The following is an 18,644-nucleotide window of genomic DNA, read 5'->3' as shown; positions in this document are numbered from 1 at the left end:
CAGCTACTTTCCACTAATCGGCTTAAAAGGCTGATACAAGGGGTCACCAATCAATACCATCTGCCAGGAGATATAAGGTATAGAGACGAGGAAGCTCTCGCCCAGGTTCATATATCCTTCTGTAAAGGCCGAAAAAAACATCTCAGGTAATGGGAACGCCGAAACATAAGGTTCATGTACCGGGCCGATTGTTGCCGCCGCACCGTCTTTCAGGATATTGGGACACCAGACCTTTGTGTTTTTTTTTCTCAAAGTGGAACATTCACTGCTCGCGATGTGATACCCCACAGCGCCCCTTTCCCAGTCAAAGGCATCAACATAGTTTGCCAACGAATACCAACCGCAGTAAAGAGCACTCCTGTCAGCTTCCCCCGGCTGAAACAAACGCTCGCTTTGATCAGTTACGACCTTTAGGCGTTTGCCGACCACTTCTGCAGCCTTATGTAGTGAGTTATCATATAATTCGTAGCCACTCAGTTTTTCACCTTTATTCGGTGCCCATCTTGCATCAAAATATCCGACTCCATCAAGTCCCTTTTTTTCTGCATGGAGTGAATCGTCTATCATACGGTATACAGTTTGCAAGTCCGGTCCATCCAGGCGACTGACCAACAGCACATCATCTTTTCTTATCGCAAGTTTTTTTCTCTGGAATCCAAGAAAATATGGGTTAGGTATCCAACCATCCAGTTCATAATTCCCTACTTTTGCAAGGGATAGTTCTGAATCGACTGAAGCCTTTTTATTACTCCCTGCCAAACGTGAAATTTTCTCTACAAGCTCCTTTACTCCCTCCTGATTGAAACCGGATTCTTTATTGTTTTTTTCATAGCGTCCCTTTTCTTCTCTGAGTCGTTGTAATAACTCTTCGTCATCCCAACTTAATTGAGGCGGACGAACCTTTAAGGGAACACCGTACGTGAGAACGACACCGTAAATATCCGTTCCTTTTTTCTTTAAGATCCTTATCTTTTGAAGCAAAGGGCGAACCAAATCCTCCTCATACTCCTCCCTGGACATACTTTCCTCCAGGATAAGCGAAGTTAAAAGTACATTCTCTTTTGGGATCCTCCGCTGTTGCATATAATAGTGGGCAAGCTTCTCGGCCCCTGCCATTCTGCTGTTTACGACAACCACCAGTTCATCCGCCGTCGCAGAAAAAGAGACTTCAGCCAGAAGTATCAATTGAACGACACCCAAAAGTATTGAAAGTAAATTCCTCATCACCCTTCAACCATTTTTTTTGCCAACCAGACGAGTATGAGAACGGGAATTCCCATAACAGCAGTTATCAGAAAAAATTGCTGGTAACCAATTGCGGTGACCATTGTTCCCGAGTATCCACCGAGTAGTTTTGGGAACAACGTCATCAAGGATGAAAAAATTGCATATTGGGTTGCAGTAAAAGATATGTTTGTCAGCGAGGACAAAAATGCCACAAAGGCTGTTGCTGCAATACCTGCACTCAAATTATCTGCGGCAATAACCACGGTCAGCAGGAGAGTATCAGCACCTGCTTCAGCCAAGGTCATAAAGAGGAGGTTGGTCCCGGCAGTCAGTAAAGCACCCAGGAATAAAATAACATATACGCCGTAACGATATGTCATAAACCCGCCGAGAAATCCGCCTAAAATCGTCATGCCCAGCCCAAACGTCTTGGTAATGGTGGCTATTTCATTTTTCGAGTACCCCATATCCGCATAGAATACGTTTGAGATAACTCCTAGAACAATATCAGAAATCCGGTAGCACCCAATAAGAAGGAGGAGCAGCAGGGCCGTCTTCAAGCCGTAGCGCTTAAAAAAGTCTAATATCGGTGCAACATATGTCTCAACAACAATACCCTTTTCAATCATACTGCTGCTGATGAGTGCCGCTGCAACAATAACTGCAACCACAACCGAACAGGCAAACCGTGTAACCTCAAGGAGAAAACCAATAACTTTGCCGGATAACGGATACAAGCCGACAATATCGGTTTTCAGTTCGGCTACAAAATCTCCGCTATAAAAGAAAGTCATGGCAAAACTGAATACTGCACATGCAAAAAGGATCAATATTCTTGAATATTGTTGTGGTGTGTAATCCTTCTTGGCAATGGCTGACTGCGTTTTTGGCTCCTTGATAATAATGGTTGTAACAACTCCAACCGACATAACAGCCGCCATTGCAAGGTAGGTCATCCTCCATGAGTTATATACATACTGCTCAGAACTTGTGCCAAACCATGAGGCAAGATATAAGGCACCGGCACCGGCAACGAGCATCCCGATTCGATAACCGGCAATGTACATGGATGCCAACATGGCCTGCATCGACTCATCTACACTTTCGATACGGTAAGCATCTATCACGATATCCTGGGTAGCAGAGGAAAAACCTAGCATCACCGCGCCAATCGCCATAAAGATCAGACTGTTTCCCTGATTTGCCGGGTCAACCGTCCCCATAAGACATATGGAAACAATGATCCCAAGCTGTGCTACAAGGAGCCAGCTTCGTCTCCTGCCTACTAAGCGTGTCAACCAGGGCACAGGCAAACAGTCTATAAGAGGGGCCCAAAGGAATTTGAATGAATAGCCAAGGGCAGCCCAACTAAAAAAAGTTACGGCTGAGCGGCTGACGCCAGCTTCCCGCAGCCACAGGGAAAGGGTACTGAAAATCAGCAATATAGGCAAACCCGCAGAAAAACCAAGAAACAACATGGCCACAGCGCGTGGATGAGTCCACGACAATAATGTTTCTTTCCAGCCTCGATTTACAGCTGTGTTACCGCTCATTCTTGTCTTTTCTCCCTATTAGGATTATGGTGTCTCACTCTTAAGAGTGATATCTCATGAGCAACGCATCGCCTCAATGCAATAGGGTCAGGCTTAAGCCTGACCCCGGCCACGTTTTTTATAAATACTCCGGTTGATGGTGCTCTTATTGCCCAATCCAACCAATAAAAATATGCTCTGATTCCGCAAGATGGGTTGCATATAGATATCACTGCAATATAATTAAATCTATTCTCTTTGAAGATACTTACTAAACGTTGATCGAACTGTCTATATCCGGTTCAGCTTAAAAACATGACTATACGAATTTACAATACACTTACCGGCAAGAAAGAAGTCTTTGAACCAATAGAACCTAACCACGTCAAACTTTATGTCTGCGGTATCACATCCTATGACTACTGCCACATAGGGCACGCTCGCTCGTCCCTGGCTTTTGACATGATTGTCAAATATTTTAAATACCGTGGCTACAAGGTTACCTATGTTCGGAATTTTACCGACATCGACGATAAAATTATCAAACGAGCAGCCGAGCAGAATACCAGCTCGGCAGAGCTGGCGAACCGTTTTATAGAGGAATTCTATACAGATATGGATGGCCTTGGAATCGATCGTCCAGACATTGAACCAAAAGCCACCGAACATATCCCCGAGATGGTAGAGATCATCTCAGAATTGGTGGACAAGGGCATGGCCTATCAATCCGGCAACGATGTTTATTTCGCTGTGGATTCGTTCTCAGAATATGGCAAGCTCTCCCGCCGAAATCTTGATGACATGGTGGCCGGAGCCCGAATCTCAGTTAATGAATTGAAGAAGAACCCCATGGATTTCGTACTTTGGAAGGGCTCCAAGCCGGGCGAACCAAAATGGAAAAGTCCATGGAGTGAGGGCCGGCCCGGTTGGCATATAGAATGCTCTGCTATGAGCCGTAAATATCTCGGAGAAACATTCGACATCCATGGCGGCGGTAAAGATCTGATTTTCCCGCATCATGAGAACGAAATTGCCCAGAGTGAGGCGGCCAACTGCTGCCGATTCGTCAACACCTGGATTCATCATGGTTTTGTAACTATCAGTGATGAAAAGATGTCGAAATCCCTCAATAACTTTTTAACTATCAGAGATATTCTCGACAAGTATCATCCTGAAATTCTCCGTTTCTTTGTCTTCTCGGCTCAGTATCGCACCCCTCTGGACTTTTCAGAAAAAGCAATGCAGGATGCGGCAACCGGCCTGGAACGACTCTATTCCTGTATCGCAATACTTGATAAGCTCCCAATAGGATCTGCTGAAACGGAATCAGTAATCAGTACGAAAGATAGAGGAAAGCTGGAATCCATTGAACAAAGATTCCAGCAGGCAATGGATAATGATTTTAATACGGCTCAGGGCCAATCCATATTATTCGATGCGGTTAAAATCCTGAATCGTCTTTGTAAAAATCTCCCGACACTACCTGCAACATCAGATATCGAGCTCCTGTCCGCAAGCAAAGAAATATTGTTACGACTCGGCTCGATAATGGGAATTTTGAAAGAAGATGCAGAACGATTTCTTAATCAGCAAAAACAAAAGCTTCTTGCAGATACTGATATAGATGAACAACAAATTGAAAACTTGATTATCGAACGCATCAAGAGTCGCGAAGATAAGAACTGGGCCAGGAGTGACGAGATTCGGGACGAACTGCTTGCCCACAATATCGAACTCAAGGATGGACCGGAAGGAACAACCTGGACAGTGAAGCGCCACTGATCATGATGCTGTCCTTCCTGCCGGTACAAACACCAGGCGGAGGAAACTATGACACGTCAACCGGCAGTGGCCGGGCGTTTTTATCCCGGCAACAGTAAAGCTTTACAGCAGGAAATCACGAATTTCATCCAGCCATACTCTTCTGTTCAAAAGAAAAAGGGAATGGCTGTGGTGAGCCCTCATGCCGGGTACATCTACTCAGGCGCTGTAACAGCCGAGACGCTCAGCCATATTGAGATACCTGAAACAGTTGTCATTCTCGGGCTCAATCATCATGGCCGAGGTGCACCAGTTGCTCTTTCAAGAGACACCTGGCATATGGTGGTGGCTGATACCAAGGTTGATGAGACGTTCTGCGACGCACTTCTCCAAAACAGCAAAACTATTGTTGTAGATGAAGCGGCACATCAGTATGAACACTCGGTAGAAGTGCAGATCCCTTTCCTATTGGAATTACAGCCAAAACTTCAAATTGTACCAATAGTTCTCTCTCATCTCTCCTACGCAGATTGCAAACAGTTCGCCAGTGAACTAGCAACAACTATCCAGGGCTTTCCTCATGAGGTACTGATTGTCGCATCCAGTGATATGAGCCATTATGAATCTCGTACCGTGGCGACCAGAAAAGACCGGTTGGCTCTTGAGATGATAGAACAACTTAACCCTGAAGGCCTCTATACAACGGTACATTCCAACCGGATATCCATGTGCGGTGTGATTCCTGTAACCATTGCTCTATTAACGGTGTCAGAGCTTGGAGCGACCCGGGCTGAACTCATTCGCTATACAGACTCCGGTGATGTCTCTGGCGATACAGGGCAAGTCGTAGGTTATGCAGGAATGGTTCTATCATAAAAAGTACGGTATAAATTGCTGATTTTTTCTTGACACTCATTTATAATTCATCTATATATCTCGACACTTGAAAACAGAGACCTGATGGGGGATGGTCTAATGGCAAGACAGCAGACTCTGACTCTGCCTATCGGGGTTCGACTCCCTGTCCCCCAGCCAGACATATAAGGAGCTATGGTTTAATATCATAGCTCCTTTTTTGATTTACAGGGACCCGTAAATGTCACCCGGTTTATTTCTTTATTGATTCATCGAAGTGATGATTTAAGGTAATAGCAATCTTATACGTACTTCGATTGGCAGGAGGAGATTCCCAACATGTTTTCAACAAGACTAAACGTATTAATCCTACTTTTTTTCGCAGTTCTTCTTCCCAATCAATCAGTTTCTGCAAAAGAAGAACCTGTAGAAATCTATTTTTTTTACAGTAAATCCTGTCCGCATTGTCATGAACAGATTCCTCTTATGCAGGCACTCGAACAAAACAACCCTGAGTTAAAAATCCTGGCCTATGAAATTCACGATTCGAATGCCATATGGGACAGTTTTTTAAAGAAGCATAATATACAGTATCGTGGTTTCCCTCGTACTTTCATCGGTGATATCTCATTTGTCGGTTACTCATCCTCAGCAGTAGCTTTAGAGTACTCAGACGTTGTTCAGGGATATCAAGGTAACCGGGTACAAATTGTAAAAGCAATTGAAAAACTCATCGGGCACAAAGTGTCCCTTGGAGATTTTCTGGAAAAACATAAAGAAAATACTGTTAGCACCGCATCTTTTTGGCCACTGCTTCTGCCACTCCTCTATCTCTTCAGTTTCCTTTTCTTAAGACGTTATTTCACAGAAGATAACAGAAAACGTTTATGGCAAGCCGGATTAGCAGCGACTTTCATTATTTCTTTTTTCCTTTTTCTTGCCCAACTACCTGGAGCAACTGTCCAGGCCTATGCCCAAAGCCTGCCGTACCCTTTGTTTGTCGGAGTGATCGCCCTGGCTGACGGCTTTAACCCATGTGCCTTCACTGTTCTCATCATATTATTGAGCCTATTGACCTATACAAAAAGTAGAAAGGATATGATTTTGCTGGGCGGTACATTTATTGTTACTTCCGCTGTGATGTATTTCATTTTCATTATGGTACTTGTCCTGATAGGTGGTTTCTTTCTGGAACAGTATGGACAAATTATCATGTTATTATTAGGAGCCGGTATTGCTGCTGCCGGTATCCTTAACGTCAAAGATTTTTTCTTTTTTGACAAAGGTGGTGTTTCGCTAAGCCTCTCGGAAAAACAAAAACTCCAGTTCAGCCAAAAAGCTTCCGGCATAGTTAAGGGTTTAGGTAAGAAAGGGGGCAAGTTGTATCTTGCAATTGGCGGAACCATTATGCTGGGAATTGTTGTGAATCTCGTAGAACTTGGCTGCACTGCCATATTACCGGTAGTTTATCTTACAACATTAGTGAGCCGTTACGACGGCTATACCGCATATTCAATTTGGACAGCTTTCTACTGCTTGATATATATCCTTCCCTTATTGGCAATCCTTGCTAATTTCATCTATTTTTTCAAGTCTGTTCGCCTTAGTGAGCAGCAAGGAAGACTATTGAAATTAACATCAGGAGCATTCATGCTGTTTTTTGGTATACTCATGATCTTCAAACCTGAAATGCTCACTTTCAGCTGGCTTTAAAAAGTAAATTCAATAGCAAAAATCAATCATGTAACGTATTACTAATCAAGTGAAATGGCCTGGCCGGTTATTTCCAGAACACGCGCCTCTGCCGTACCTTTGACGAATTGGCCTTCTTCAACCGGCGGAGGCGCTCTTCTATTCTTCTACCTCATGGTCGATATGAAAGAACAAGGTAAAGACACTAACAGCACTTCGGAAAATTGCGTTGTAACCCAGGAAACCCTGCTTAAACTCTCAAAAGAAATAGCCATTAAATTTATTGAGGTTGGTAGAGTAACCCCTGCAACATTCCCTGAATCTTTTGCTGATATCTACAAAACACTGAAAACTACAGTCACCAACAACTGAAATGCACGATCTCGATCCACGACTTAATTTCGCACCAAAAAACGTCCAAAATATTCACATAATGGGAATCTGTGGTACAGGCATGGCAGCAATGGCCGGCATGCTGCAACAAAGTGGCTACAATGTCAGGGGCAGCGACAGCCATGTCTACCCCCCGATGTCCGATTTTCTCAACAGACTCAATATTGAAGTACGCGACGGTTATAAACCTGAAAACCTTGAACCGCGACCGGATCTTGTCATCGTCGGCAATGTTATCACCCGTATCAACCCCGAATCCCAACACCTTGCAACAACCGATATACCCTATATTTCTTTTCCTCAGGCGTTAGCACATTATTACATCACCTCACGAACATCACTCGTCGTGACAGGAACGCACGGTAAGACTACAACCTGTTCATTGCTTGCTACGGCTCTGTACCGGGCCAATCTTGATCCAACATTTATGATTGGAGGCATCCTGCCGGAATTTGGAGGAAACTTCAGAATAGGCAATGGTGATTATTTTGTTGCAGAAGGCGATGAGTATGATACCGCGTTCTTTGATAAGGTATCAAAGTTTCTCTATTACCAGCCACAGATCTCCATTATAACTTCTATAGAGTTTGACCATGCCGATATCTTCAACGATCTTGAAGCCATAAAGGATTCATTTAAGAGATATGTCGCCCTTATGCCCAAAGATGGTCTGCTTATTGCGAATCTCGACGATGCAAATGTTCGGGAGGTGATACGTGAAGCACCATGCCGCACCGTTGGTTACGGCCTGTCAAAGGCATACGACTGGTCACTGGACTCCATCCGTTACGCTGGTGGTAAAACCCACTTTTCAGCCATTTTGAAGGGAGAATTATTCGGCGAATTCTCTATCCGCCTTCCCGGCAGACACAACTGTTTAAACAGTCTGTCGGTCATTGCCATGCTCCACCATCTAGGACTCTCACCAGATGTTATCAATGATGGCCTTGCAACTTTCGGTGGTGTCAAAAGAAGACAAGAGGTGCGAGGAATTGAGGCAGGAGTAACTGTCATTGATGACTTTGCCCACCATCCCACCGCCGTCAAAGAAACAGTATCAGCTTTGCGACAAGCCTACGCCGATCAGCGTTTAGTTGTTGTATTTGAACCTCGAACCAACACCTCACGCCGCTCCATTTTTCAACAGGAATATGCAATGGCTTTTGATGGTGCTGATCTTATCTGCCTGAGGGAGCCGATGCCACTGACAACAGTCTCAAAGGATGAACATTTTTCCTCTTCCAGACTGGCCGAGGATCTTTGTAGAAATCGAGGTCTGAATGCCGCTGCTTATGCCGATACAGATTGTATTTTACACTATCTGGAACAAACCCTTACCAGCGGGGATGTAGTGGCCATCCTCTCTAATGGTGGTTTCGACAACATCCACAACCGCCTGCTTGAAATGCTCAAAAAGCGGTAAGAGCCATCTGTAAAGATTACTTAAACAGAGGGGTAAGGTCTGCCTTGATCTTACCCACTAAGGCTTGATAATCAGTGCCCTGATCTTCAGCCTTTCCGTTCTTCTCAATCTCCAGCGCAATTTCTGCACTTTCAAACAGGCCTAGATTGAGCAATGCACCTTTGATGGTATGCCCCGATCCTCCCAATTCGACCAGGCTCCCACTCTTTAATGCATTTTCAAGATTTACGACATGCTCTTTCAGCGTGGTAATAAAGGTGGGAATCATTTCTGCGACCTGTTCCGGTGGTAACTGGAATCGGCTGCTGAGATATAACTCTATCTTTTTGATATTCTCATTCTGACTCATTTGCTTTTCTGCACCCTCTTCTGTGACATAATCTCAAGAGTATTTGTAGGCTGGATTTCGTAACTCAGAATATTTTTACGATTGATATCCTGTTTAAATTACCTATATGGTATACCAGAAGCAAAACCAACTCAACAGAACTAAACAGTATACTTTTATTTCATGTCTGTTACACCACATCTCATAGGCAGGGTCAAACAAAATATTTTTGATGCAAGCCTCTTTAACATGGGCGACAAAATTATCGTTGCGGTATCAGGGGGCAGTGACTCCATTGCTTTGCTGCACCTGCTTCATCATTGCGATATGGACCTGAAACTACTCTGTGTATATGTAGACCATGGGCTTCGCCCAAATGAAACAAAAACTGAGATACATTGCATCTCCTCACTCTGCAAACAGTTCAACATCATGTTTATGTCCGAAAATATTGATGTGAAGAGGTTTGCCCATCACGAGAAAAGATCGACAGAAGAAAGCGCACGCATTCTACGCTATCGACAACTTGAACACTGCAGGATAAAACATAACTGCCAGGCTATAGCTGTCGGCCATACGGCAGATGATCAGGTGGAGGAATTCTACCTGCGGCTCATACGTGGCACAGGTTTAAAAGGTCTGGGTGGAATGGAATCAAGAAATGGTAACATCATTCGTCCCTTACTCGGGGAAACCAAATCCTCACTTATCAAATATCTTAAAGACAATGATATAGAGTATTGTCACGATACATCCAACGACTCCCGGGAATTCCTTCGCAACAGGGTGAGGCTTGACCTGCTGCCTTTGCTAGAACAGGATTTCAACCCTGCTATTCGTTCTACAACCCTGAATACAATGGCCATCATCAAGGAGGATGACAATTACCTTGATCTTCTCTGTTCAGAACATTTTACTAAACTTTGTATAATTGAAACACAACCTGATGGGACCTGCTTGCAACTCACGCTTCGCACCTCTCCTTTTCTCGACGAACATCCTGCAATACAAAGAAGGATTCTGGAAAAAATCTGCTGGCAATTGGAGAACCGTCCTTCATTCAGAATTATTTCACAACTCCAGCATCTTATCCATACCGCCATACGAGGAAGCAGAATTCACCTGGGAAGTGGTCTTCGAGCACAAAAAGAACGAGACAGAATCCTCTTTGCTTTTCCGGAAGGGAAAAAAGCCATGAGAGGCGACACAATTACTGAACAGACGTATTCTTGTAAAATTGGGGAACCGGGAATCTATCAACTTCCGGAACTTAATATGTCAATAGCACTCACCCGGGAAAGCATATCAAGAGGTGTAAGCCTGGATTCAGCCGGTCTGGTACTGGATGAAAAACAGGTGAAATATCCCCTTGAGTTGCGCCCTCCCTATCCAGGGGAAAAGATGAAATGCCTGGGTGCACCCGGAAGAAAAAAAATAAGTCGTATATTAAACGATCTGAAAATCCCGACAGATGAAAAAAGACACTACCCTCTGCTCGCCGATCAAAATGGTCCCATTGCAATCTTAGGTTTACGAATAGCCGATAGAGTTAAGATTACAGAAGAAACAATCACCGTTCTTCATCTTCAGCAAAACAGAACGTGATTTCACCTGTCTGTTTTATGCTTTTTTTCGTAAAATGCGTTTATCCCCAATACGCATTGTCAGCTTCACCCTATCGAAATATTCAAGGATGGGAATGGAGAATTTGCGTGTAAGCCCGGTAAGCTCCTTAAATCCTGGAGCATCAATCTCACCATTTTCAGTCATATAGACAACAACCTTTTCGGCAAGTTCGTCAATTATTGTTTTGCGGTAGTAGAGAGTTTCACTGATCTTGGCCAACTTCCCTTCCCTGATGAGCAAATCGAGTACCTGTTTGATCATCTTCTCCTGATATTCAGAAAAGTGATCGATCGTCTCACGCACAGTAGGGGTAAACAAGCCTTTGCCGCCATACCACTCAATGATATCGCGCTGAAGTTCCTCTTCATCTGCTTTCAACGCAACTTCATGGGTCGATAGTCTAACAACGGATTCCTCCTGAACCACTTCCCCTTTACGAGTCAGTTCGTTGAGGCAGTAACCAAATACTTTCTGATCGACATTCCTGCCAACCGTAGAGCGCAACTCTTCTTTCACAAGCCCTAGCTGGAGTGGATTGGCCTTGTGAAATGCAGCGAGGGAGGTAAGTATCTCAGCTTTAGTCTGTTCTGCAATCTCAACAACCACATATCGTTGTGAGGCAGAATCGACAACCACCATTTTTTTGGTGGACAATGGATCGGTTAACGCTTTCTTCAGGTGTTTACCAAATAACCCGACACGAATGGCCAGATCATCAAAGGTAAGCCCGGCGGCGCCGCTTTCTTTCAGAAACAGGAGCATTTTCTCTTCAAAACTCCCTTCAAGCAAGACCTGAAAGACTTCCCTATTATACTCCCTGTCGCTATCAGTTGCCCTCTTGCGCTTACGCGGAGATATATTTCCAAGGATTGTCCCACCGCCAATAGTGGCTACCGGTGAATAACTCCGGACCACATAATTGTCTCCCGGCCATACGGCAACAGCCTCTTCAAGCAATATCTGAACACCAACTTCCTGCCCAGGCTCGAGTTCATCCCTGTCAAGTAAGCTGATTCTGCCTAATATTTCCGCCGTTCCCAAATGGACGCGTACACGTGTTCTGTGCTTAAGCCGTTTCGTAGATGACCCGAGATAAAGGAACCTGCAGTCGAGCATATAATTTGGCTGCAGTGAGCCGGGAGTGGCCACCACCATCCCCCGACTGACGGTAGCAGTATCAACACCCTGCAGATTGATGGCAGTCCTGTGACCCGCCTCTACACTCTCGACCGTCTCGGAGTGCACCTGGATGCCACGTATTTTTGCAACCTGGTCAGAGGGGTAGCATTGCAGCTCATCACCTAGAACCGTTCTACCTGAAATAGATGTTCCGGTCACAACCGCACCAAACCCTTTCATGGCAAATACACGATCTACCGGTAATCGAAACGGTCCGAACACTTCGTGAAATTGATATTTGCTGACAAAATCATTAAGTTCTTCAAGAACGAGGTCTATCCCCTCGCCTGTTGTTGAAGAGACAGGAATAATTGGTGCTTCTTCAAGAAACGATCCTTCACAAAATTCTCGGATCTCATCCTGCACCATCTCCAGCCAGTCTTCTTCAACAAGGTCTTTCTTGGTAAGTACGATAATTCCCTGCTCAACGCCAAGAAGTCTGCATATCTCAAAATGCTCAATGGTCTGGGGCATAATACCTTCGTCTGCGGCAATGATAAACGCCACCAGATCCATCCCGGTCACCCCGGCCACCATATTTTTTACAAATTTTTCATGGCCCGGAACATCTATAATTCCAAGACGATGACCGCATGGCAAATCAAGATAAGCAAACCCGAGCTCTATGGTTATTCCACGCTTTTTCTCTTCCTTGAGACGATCTGTCTCAATTCCGGTAAGGGCTCGTATAAGGCTGGTCTTGCCATGATCGACATGTCCGGCTGTACCTAGGACTATTTCTCGCATTTGATCAGGAAAATAAGGGAATAAATATTACAGGAAAGGATTGGATCGTTTCTCTTCTCCAATGGTTGACCGACTACCTCCATAGCCATGTCCTGGCCATACAACCGTGTCTTCAGGCAATACCAGCAGTTTTTGATGTATGGAGTCAAGCAGTTCACGGTGAGATCCACCTGGAAAATCAGTTCGGCCGAGACCACCGACGAACAGTGTGTCACCGGTGATAAGATTTTTCCCGTTTAACAGGCACATACCACCTGGAGTATGACCAGGTGTGTGGATAACCTGCAGATCACCCTCTCCAACCCTGATAGAGTCCCCTTCTTCAACGGTGATATCAGCCGGTGGAGAGGCTTCAAGACCAAGCATCGAAAAATAGGATGAGACTTCATCTCTGCTGAAAAATTCTTCGTCGGCAGCATGTATCACAATCTCAGCGCCGGTCGCTTCTTTTAATTCACGAACACCACACACATGATCGGGATGGGCATGAGTCGCTATGATCTTGACGATTTCAAGTCCGTTATCCTTTGCCACTTCCAGAATACGGTCAACATCTCCGCCTGGATCAACCACAGCAGCTTTCTTGGTATTCGGGCAAAATACGATATAACAGCAAACCCCCATCACGCCAACTGTTACCTGTAAAAAGTCAAGCATACGTTTTCCCTCATTGAAAAAATGACCGGACATGTTGGAATGTCCACCAAAATGTCCGGTCAGGATAACGGTAATTTACAATTATAACAAACTATTTACTAGAACACCCGCAGCCACAATCATTGCCCGCCATCTTTAATGTTACAGGGGCGGCAACAGGAGGCAGCCGATTTTCAATTGAAGTGACAACTTCCCCAAAGGCCTTTGTGGCCGGACTGTCTTCTTCTGACGACAAGTAGGGCTTACCATCATCACCTGCCATTACAACTTTCGGATCCATCGGAACACGGCCAAGGAACGGAAGCTCAAACTCACGTGCAATCTCTTCCCCGCCACCAGACTTAAAGATATCTACAGTCTGGTTGCAATGAGGACAGACAAAACCGGACATATTCTCTACCACACCTGTTATCTCCACATTGACCGTCTTACAGAAGTTTATTGATTTACGTACATCTGCAAGAGCGACTTTCTGGGGGGTAGTGACGACTACAGCTTTTACATTAGGAATTGTCTGGGCAACGGAAAGCGGTTCATCTCCGGTCCCCGGAGGAGCATCAATGACGAGATAATCCAGTTCTCCCCAGTCAAAATCGGCAACAAATTGTCTAATAGCCTGAATTTTGAGAGGACCACGCCAGATGATGGCCTCATCACGGTCCTTCATCAAGTACTCCAAAGAGACTACTTTCAGGTTATCGTTGTAGGCCAGGGGAGCGATAAGAGCATCAGCTGAGGACGGCGGCTCTATTGTGCCGGTCATATTCAGCATCCTTACAACATCAGGCCCATGGATATCAACATCCATCAGGCCAACTTTATGCCCTTTCTTGGCAAGGGACAGTGCAAGATTGACGGATACGGTAGATTTCCCGACACCGCCCTTACCACTCATGACGAGAATTTTGTTTTTGATCTTGCCTAATGAGCGGGTTATAGCATTCTCCTGCTGGGCCATTGCGGCCTGCTGAGACTCCTGGGAACCACAGCCTCCTGAGGATGCTGTTGAACAGGAACTTCCACATGATTCTGACATTTCTTTTCCTCCTTATATCTCAAGGGTATTTATAAGCTCTTCATCAAACAGCATCCAGTGACGGAAAAACCCATCTGACCGGTGAGTCTGCACGATTTTAACACTTGTTGTTTCAGTCAATCCCAAACAGAGAGCACCAAGATCGAACAAAATACAAACTGTCGAAGAGAAATCGTAAAAGACATACAGTGCTGAATAACAGCAATGATGCCCTGAAAAACGGCATCAACTACACTAATGCCGATGCCTCAAAATGCAAATGAATTCGTCCCGTCAAAAAAGGGAAAAAGAAACGACCACACTATGGGAATTACTGGTCGTTTTCCCTTTTATGCTCTTTTAGTTGCGTATTTCATATTCAATCCGTATTATGATAGGTTACGCGCAGTGCGAGCCAAACTGAAATACGATACGGATTATTTCAAGGTTGAATTCAAAGATATACGGGAAATCCAATGCTTAGCTGGTTTAAAAGAAAACGTAAAATAGATGAAACGTCACCGGAACTGTCACCTGCTGCAGAAGCCAGTCTGGAGGATACAGAATCAGTACAGGAGAGCCCTGAGGAAGAGCTTGCAGAAGACCTTTTCTTCGAAGTTCCGGCAGCTACTCCTCAGGAACCTGCTGTTGAACCAGAAATAGATACCAAACCATTAGAAGATATTGATGATGGAGACGAAAGTCTTGCCGGGGCAACATCCGTAAAATCTGAAAATGATATTGAAACTTCGGTTGAACCCTCTCACATTTCAGAGCCAGAGCCAGAGCCAGAGCCAGTTGTTGATATTGAAACGCCTATTGAAACAGTCGAAGTGGAAGCAGAAGAGGAAGTTGACTCTGAAGAAGTGTATGATGAACCAGTAACACCTGAACCGACCGAAGCTTCTTTTGCGGGTGGCGAGATTGTAAATGATAAATCAACTGATACAGAAGAGTCTTCTATCCCGGCAGAATTTATAGATGATGCGAGTCATCTGACTGATATTAAAGAACCTTTCGATGAAGAAGTAACTGGTACAAAAACTCTAGAGGAAGTAAAAGACGATACTGAAGAACCTCAGGGACCGATACATATAAAAGAGGGCGAATCTCTTGTTGCCTCAACAACCCCTCAGGAAAAACCGCAGGAAAAAAAGAAGTCTTTCTTTTCACGCTTAGCCGACAGACTTTCCCGCACCAGGGAATCGTTTACTTATCAGCTCGACACCCTCTTTTTGGGTAAAAAGGAGATAGACGCTGATCTTCTCGACGATCTTGAAGAATTGCTCATTACCGCTGATCTTGGTGTTTCAACCACCCAGGAAATTTTAGATCATGCCCGAAGGAAGGTAAAGAGAAACGAACTTGATGACCCCCAGTCACTCAAAACCGCTATTCAGGAAAAAATCAAATCCTTTATCAGCGACCACCAGGAAGATGCCGCACTTGTCATGCCTGATGAGGGACCTTTTGTCATCATGGTCGTCGGAGTAAACGGTGTCGGTAAAACGACAACGATCGGCAAAATAGCTCATAAATTTATTCGTTCCGGTCAATCCGTGCTGCTGGTAGCAGCAGATACCTTTCGTGCTGCCGCAATCAGCCAGCTTAAAATATGGGGGGAACGAAATAATGTTCCTGTTGCATCACAGGATGAAGGCTCCGATCCATCCTCGGTAGTATACGACGCCATTGCCCACGCCAAGGCCAAGAACTACGATGTTGTGCTTGTAGATACTGCCGGCAGGCTCCACACCCAGGCGAATCTCATGGAGGAATTAAAGAAGATTAAGCGGGTCATGGCGAAACAGCTTAATGGTGCCCCCCATGAAGTAATGCTCATCGTAGACGCGACTACCGGCCAAAACGGAATTTCCCAGGCAAAGCTTTTTAATGAGGCTGTCGAAATTACAGGAATCACGCTCACCAAACTTGACGGAACAGCCAAAGGCGGTATCGTCGCCAACATTTGCCGTGAATTGAAAACCCCCATACGGTTTATCGGTATCGGCGAAACTATCGATGATCTTCGCGATTTCGATGCCGATGAATTTATCGAAGCACTTTTCCAGGACAGAAACAGTGGAGTTGAAGAATGAACCGCCAGTATTCCATGCATTATCAGCGACGAAACCAACCAGGTTGCGGAGGCTGCCTGCTTATTTTAATGTTGATCGTCTTTGTAACAGGAGGCGCCCCGGCACTCATTAACTTTCTTGGCACCCTCTTTTTCTCAGGTCTCGCCGGGATTCTTTTATTCGTCGCACTTTTCTGGGGTTTCTCATACTGGGTCCAGAAACGGGTTGCCACCTACGAGCAATCCCAGTCTGAAAGTCATAACAGGTTTGTCTGGCTGCTTGTTCAAATCCTGATGCACATCGCCAAGATCGATGGTGAGATAAGCAAGGACGAAGTCCAGACCATCCAACGCTTCTTCCAATACAATCTGCATTATACCCAGACCAAGATGCTCTGGGTTAAAGAGCTCATCAAGGAGGCTACAGGCTCAACAACTCCGCTGGAAAGCTTACTTGAAGAATTCAAAAATACCTTCGCCTATGAACCACGTCTTATCCTGCTAGAGCTGGTCTACCAGGTTCTCTACACCAAGAGCAGCGTTCCCGACAGTGAACTTGATATCGCCCGCTTTATCGCCCGCTATCTTGAAATATCCGCCTATGACCAGCGTACAATAGAGGCAAAATACAAATATCATAACAGGCAGAGTGCTGCACGCAGCGGTGACCTCGCCGCCCAATATTATGCAGTACTTGGCTTGGATCAAGGTGCACCTGCTGATGAAATCAAACAGGCCTATCGTAAACTCAGTATGAAATACCATCCGGACAAGGTCCGACATCTCGGCGATGAATTCCAGAATGTCGCTGAAGAAAAAATGAAAGAGATCAACGCGGCCTATGATTATTTCAAGAAGAGATAATGAATGTGCCCCTACCAGAATAACCATTGCACGATCAGGGAGATGATATGTCCGTTTCCGATAAGATGAGGGGATTTGCTGAAAAATCCTCATGGATACGAAAAATGTTCGAAGAAGGTGCTCGATTAAAGGCACAATACGGGGCTGAAAATGTCTTTGATTTCAGCCTGGGAAATCCGGACTTGCCTCCGCCACCAAAATTCTACGAAACCATTCGTGAAAAAGGCGCGGATACCAGTCCCGGTGTTCACTCGTATATGCCCAACTCAGGTTACCAGTGGGTCCGTGATGCAATTGCCCGGAAAATGTCCATAGAGCAGGGTATCACTGTAAACGGTGACGACATGATCATGACCTGCGGCGCAGCTGGTGGCTTAAATGTAATTCTTAAAGCACTGCTAAATCCAGGTGAGGAAGTGATCCTCCTTGCTCCCTACTTTGTGGAGTACAACTTTTATATCGACAACCATGGCGGGGTGCCGAAAGTCGTCAATACCGACGAAGAATTCAATATCGATATTGATGCAATAGCAGCAGCGATCACCCCCCAAACCAAGGTTGTCATTATCAATTCTCCCAACAACCCGACAGGGCAGGTCTACTCACGGGAAAACCTGGCAAGACTCGGGAATTTGCTCAGCGAGAGCAGTAAAAAACTGGAGACAACCATCTACCTGATCTCTGATGAACCATATAGGAAGATCATATTTGATGATACAGAAGTACCCTCAATATTCAACAGTTATACGAATTCCATTGTCGCTTCCAGCTACTCCAAGGACCTCTCACTGCCTGGTGAACGCATCGGCTATCTTGCTACCCATCCGGAAATTTTTGAAAAACCGCAACTGCTGGGTGCCCTCAACCTGGCTAATCGAATACTCGGCTTTGTCAATGCACCGGCTATGATGCAACGGATTGTTGCTGAGCTTCAGGATGAGACGGTTGACAATTCAATATACGCTCGAAGAAAAGATCTTTTTTGTACAATACTGGAAGAAGCGGGATACGATTTTTTACATCCAAAAGGTGCGTTTTATATTTTCCCGAAAGCGCCCGGTGGAGACGACGTGAAGTTCTGTGCCATATTGCAGGAAGAGAAAATCCTGGCTGTACCGGGCAGGGGCTTTGGTTCGCCGGGATACTTCCGGTTGGCATTCTGTGTCCCGGATGAGGTAATAAGTGGTTCGGCAGAAGCGTTTAAACGTGCTCTAACAAAAATTTAGCTGAAACATCCATCAAAGCCGGGGGTTACTCGTTACCCCGGC

15 protein-coding genes and 1 tRNA gene are annotated in these 18,644 nt (G+C 45.1%); 10 read left to right on the top strand and 6 right to left on the bottom strand.

The features are described from left to right. Positions 1-3: 3 nt before the first annotated feature. The gene (locus GA520_RS09345; RefSeq protein WP_163336866.1) at positions 4-1,224 is read right to left on the bottom strand and encodes a TIGR03790 family protein; all 1,221 of its coding nucleotides are present in this window, start codon (positions 1,222-1,224) and stop codon (positions 4-6) included. Then, positions 1,224-2,780, bottom strand: coding sequence for an MFS transporter (locus tag GA520_RS09340; protein WP_163336867.1), 1,557 nt, complete (start codon positions 2,778-2,780; stop codon positions 1,224-1,226). Before GA520_RS09340 ends, GA520_RS09345 begins: the two co-directional genes overlap by 1 nt. A gap of 294 nt (positions 2,781-3,074) precedes the next feature. Here GA520_RS09340 and cysS point away from each other — a divergent pair, with 294 nt between their 5' ends. The 6 genes from cysS to murC all read left to right on the top strand — a co-directional run bounded on the left by cysS (position 3,075) and on the right by murC (position 8,883). Continuing rightward, positions 3,075-4,541 carry a cysteine--tRNA ligase gene (cysS, locus tag GA520_RS09335; protein WP_163336868.1) on the top strand — a complete coding sequence of 489 codons (1,467 nt, stop codon included), beginning with the start codon at positions 3,075-3,077 and terminating at the stop codon, positions 4,539-4,541. Positions 4,542-4,589: 48 nt separating this feature from the next. After that, positions 4,590-5,396: an AmmeMemoRadiSam system protein B gene (gene amrB / locus GA520_RS09330; RefSeq protein ID WP_163336869.1), complete on the top strand. Its 807-nt coding sequence runs from the start codon at positions 4,590-4,592 to the stop codon at positions 5,394-5,396. An 85-nt stretch (positions 5,397-5,481) separates the two neighbouring features. After that, positions 5,482-5,555, top strand: a tRNA-Gln gene (locus GA520_RS09325). Between the two features lie 159 nt (positions 5,556-5,714). After that, positions 5,715-7,088, top strand: a complete 1,374-nt coding sequence (locus GA520_RS09320) for a glutaredoxin family protein (RefSeq protein WP_163336870.1) — start codon at positions 5,715-5,717, stop codon at positions 7,086-7,088. A gap of 54 nt (positions 7,089-7,142) precedes the next feature. Then, on the top strand, positions 7,143-7,439 hold the full coding sequence (locus GA520_RS09315; RefSeq protein ID WP_240910079.1) for a hypothetical protein: 297 nt from the start codon (positions 7,143-7,145) through the stop codon (positions 7,437-7,439). An 82-nt stretch (positions 7,440-7,521) separates the two neighbouring features. Next, positions 7,522-8,883, top strand: coding sequence for a UDP-N-acetylmuramate--L-alanine ligase (murC, locus tag GA520_RS09310; RefSeq protein ID WP_304511316.1), 1,362 nt, complete (start codon positions 7,522-7,524; stop codon positions 8,881-8,883). A gap of 16 nt (positions 8,884-8,899) precedes the next feature. Here the strand turns inward: murC and GA520_RS09305 are convergent, their stop codons facing one another. Further along, positions 8,900-9,232, bottom strand: coding sequence for an Hpt domain-containing protein (locus GA520_RS09305; RefSeq protein ID WP_163336872.1), 333 nt, complete (start codon positions 9,230-9,232; stop codon positions 8,900-8,902). Positions 9,233-9,394: 162 nt separating this feature from the next. Between GA520_RS09305 and tilS the strand changes: the two genes are divergently transcribed. Then, the gene (gene tilS, locus GA520_RS09300) at positions 9,395-10,816 is read left to right on the top strand and encodes a tRNA lysidine(34) synthetase TilS (RefSeq protein WP_163336873.1); all 1,422 of its coding nucleotides are present in this window, start codon (positions 9,395-9,397) and stop codon (positions 10,814-10,816) included. A 15-nt stretch (positions 10,817-10,831) separates the two neighbouring features. On the opposite strand, the gene selB is transcribed toward tilS, so the two are convergent. The 3 genes from selB to GA520_RS09285 all read right to left on the bottom strand — a co-directional run bounded on the left by selB (position 10,832) and on the right by GA520_RS09285 (position 14,456). Further along, a complete protein-coding gene (selB, locus tag GA520_RS09295) occupies positions 10,832-12,763 on the bottom strand; it encodes a selenocysteine-specific translation elongation factor (protein WP_163336874.1) in 1,932 nt (643 codons plus the stop codon). Between the two features lie 27 nt (positions 12,764-12,790). Next, positions 12,791-13,420 carry an MBL fold metallo-hydrolase gene (locus GA520_RS09290; protein ID WP_163336875.1) on the bottom strand — a complete coding sequence of 210 codons (630 nt, stop codon included), beginning with the start codon at positions 13,418-13,420 and terminating at the stop codon, positions 12,791-12,793. 91 nt (positions 13,421-13,511) lie between these two features. Continuing rightward, positions 13,512-14,456, bottom strand: a complete 945-nt coding sequence (locus tag GA520_RS09285) for an Mrp/NBP35 family ATP-binding protein (protein WP_163336876.1) — start codon at positions 14,454-14,456, stop codon at positions 13,512-13,514. 455 nt (positions 14,457-14,911) lie between these two features. On the opposite strand from GA520_RS09285, the gene ftsY reads away from it, so the two are divergent. Genes ftsY through GA520_RS09270 form a run of 3 tightly spaced genes read left to right on the top strand, consistent with a single transcriptional unit; the run spans position 14,912 to position 18,602 of the window. Further along, positions 14,912-16,534 (top strand): signal recognition particle-docking protein FtsY, encoded by a 1,623-nt coding sequence (gene ftsY, locus GA520_RS09280; RefSeq protein ID WP_163336877.1) that lies wholly within the window; start codon positions 14,912-14,914, stop codon positions 16,532-16,534. Further along, positions 16,531-17,376 carry a DnaJ domain-containing protein gene (locus GA520_RS09275; protein ID WP_304511315.1) on the top strand — a complete coding sequence of 282 codons (846 nt, stop codon included), beginning with the start codon at positions 16,531-16,533 and terminating at the stop codon, positions 17,374-17,376. The genes ftsY and GA520_RS09275 overlap by 4 nt, the downstream gene beginning before the upstream one ends. A 47-nt stretch (positions 17,377-17,423) precedes the next feature. Continuing rightward, on the top strand, positions 17,424-18,602 hold the full coding sequence (locus GA520_RS09270; RefSeq protein ID WP_163336878.1) for a pyridoxal phosphate-dependent aminotransferase: 1,179 nt from the start codon (positions 17,424-17,426) through the stop codon (positions 18,600-18,602). Positions 18,603-18,644: the final 42 nt, after the last annotated feature.

The organism is Desulfopila sp. IMCC35008, from assembly GCF_010646885.2.
GTDB lineage: Bacteria > Desulfobacterota > Desulfobulbia > Desulfobulbales > Desulfocapsaceae > Desulfopila.
Note: the sequence above shows the minus strand (reverse complement) of the source record. Positions and strands in the feature narration are given on the sequence as shown.

Bases quoted from the DNA above. Each gene is read 5' to 3' on its own strand.
- GA520_RS09275 (WP_304511315.1), top strand. From the start codon at position 16,531: ATGAACCGCCAGTATTCCATGCATTATCAGCGACGAAACCAACCAGGT.
- GA520_RS09340 (WP_163336867.1), bottom strand. From the start codon at position 2,780: ATGAGCGGTAACACAGCTGTAAATCGAGGCTGGAAAGAAACATTATTG.
- GA520_RS09345 (WP_163336866.1), bottom strand. From the start codon at position 1,224: ATGAGGAATTTACTTTCAATACTTTTGGGTGTCGTTCAATTGATACTT.
- amrB (WP_163336869.1), top strand. From the start codon at position 4,590: ATGACACGTCAACCGGCAGTGGCCGGGCGTTTTTATCCCGGCAACAGT.
- GA520_RS09315 (WP_240910079.1), top strand. From the start codon at position 7,143: ATGGCCTGGCCGGTTATTTCCAGAACACGCGCCTCTGCCGTACCTTTG.
- tilS (WP_163336873.1), top strand. From the start codon at position 9,395: ATGTCTGTTACACCACATCTCATAGGCAGGGTCAAACAAAATATTTTT.
- selB (WP_163336874.1), bottom strand. From the start codon at position 12,763: ATGCGAGAAATAGTCCTAGGTACAGCCGGACATGTCGATCATGGCAAG.
- cysS (WP_163336868.1), top strand. From the start codon at position 3,075: ATGACTATACGAATTTACAATACACTTACCGGCAAGAAAGAAGTCTTT.
- GA520_RS09320 (WP_163336870.1), top strand. From the start codon at position 5,715: ATGTTTTCAACAAGACTAAACGTATTAATCCTACTTTTTTTCGCAGTT.
- ftsY (WP_163336877.1), top strand. From the start codon at position 14,912: ATGCTTAGCTGGTTTAAAAGAAAACGTAAAATAGATGAAACGTCACCG.
- GA520_RS09305 (WP_163336872.1), bottom strand. From the start codon at position 9,232: ATGAGTCAGAATGAGAATATCAAAAAGATAGAGTTATATCTCAGCAGC.
- GA520_RS09290 (WP_163336875.1), bottom strand. From the start codon at position 13,420: ATGCTTGACTTTTTACAGGTAACAGTTGGCGTGATGGGGGTTTGCTGT.
- murC (WP_304511316.1), top strand. From the start codon at position 7,522: ATGGCAGCAATGGCCGGCATGCTGCAACAAAGTGGCTACAATGTCAGG.
- GA520_RS09270 (WP_163336878.1), top strand. From the start codon at position 17,424: ATGTCCGTTTCCGATAAGATGAGGGGATTTGCTGAAAAATCCTCATGG.
- GA520_RS09285 (WP_163336876.1), bottom strand. From the start codon at position 14,456: ATGTCAGAATCATGTGGAAGTTCCTGTTCAACAGCATCCTCAGGAGGC.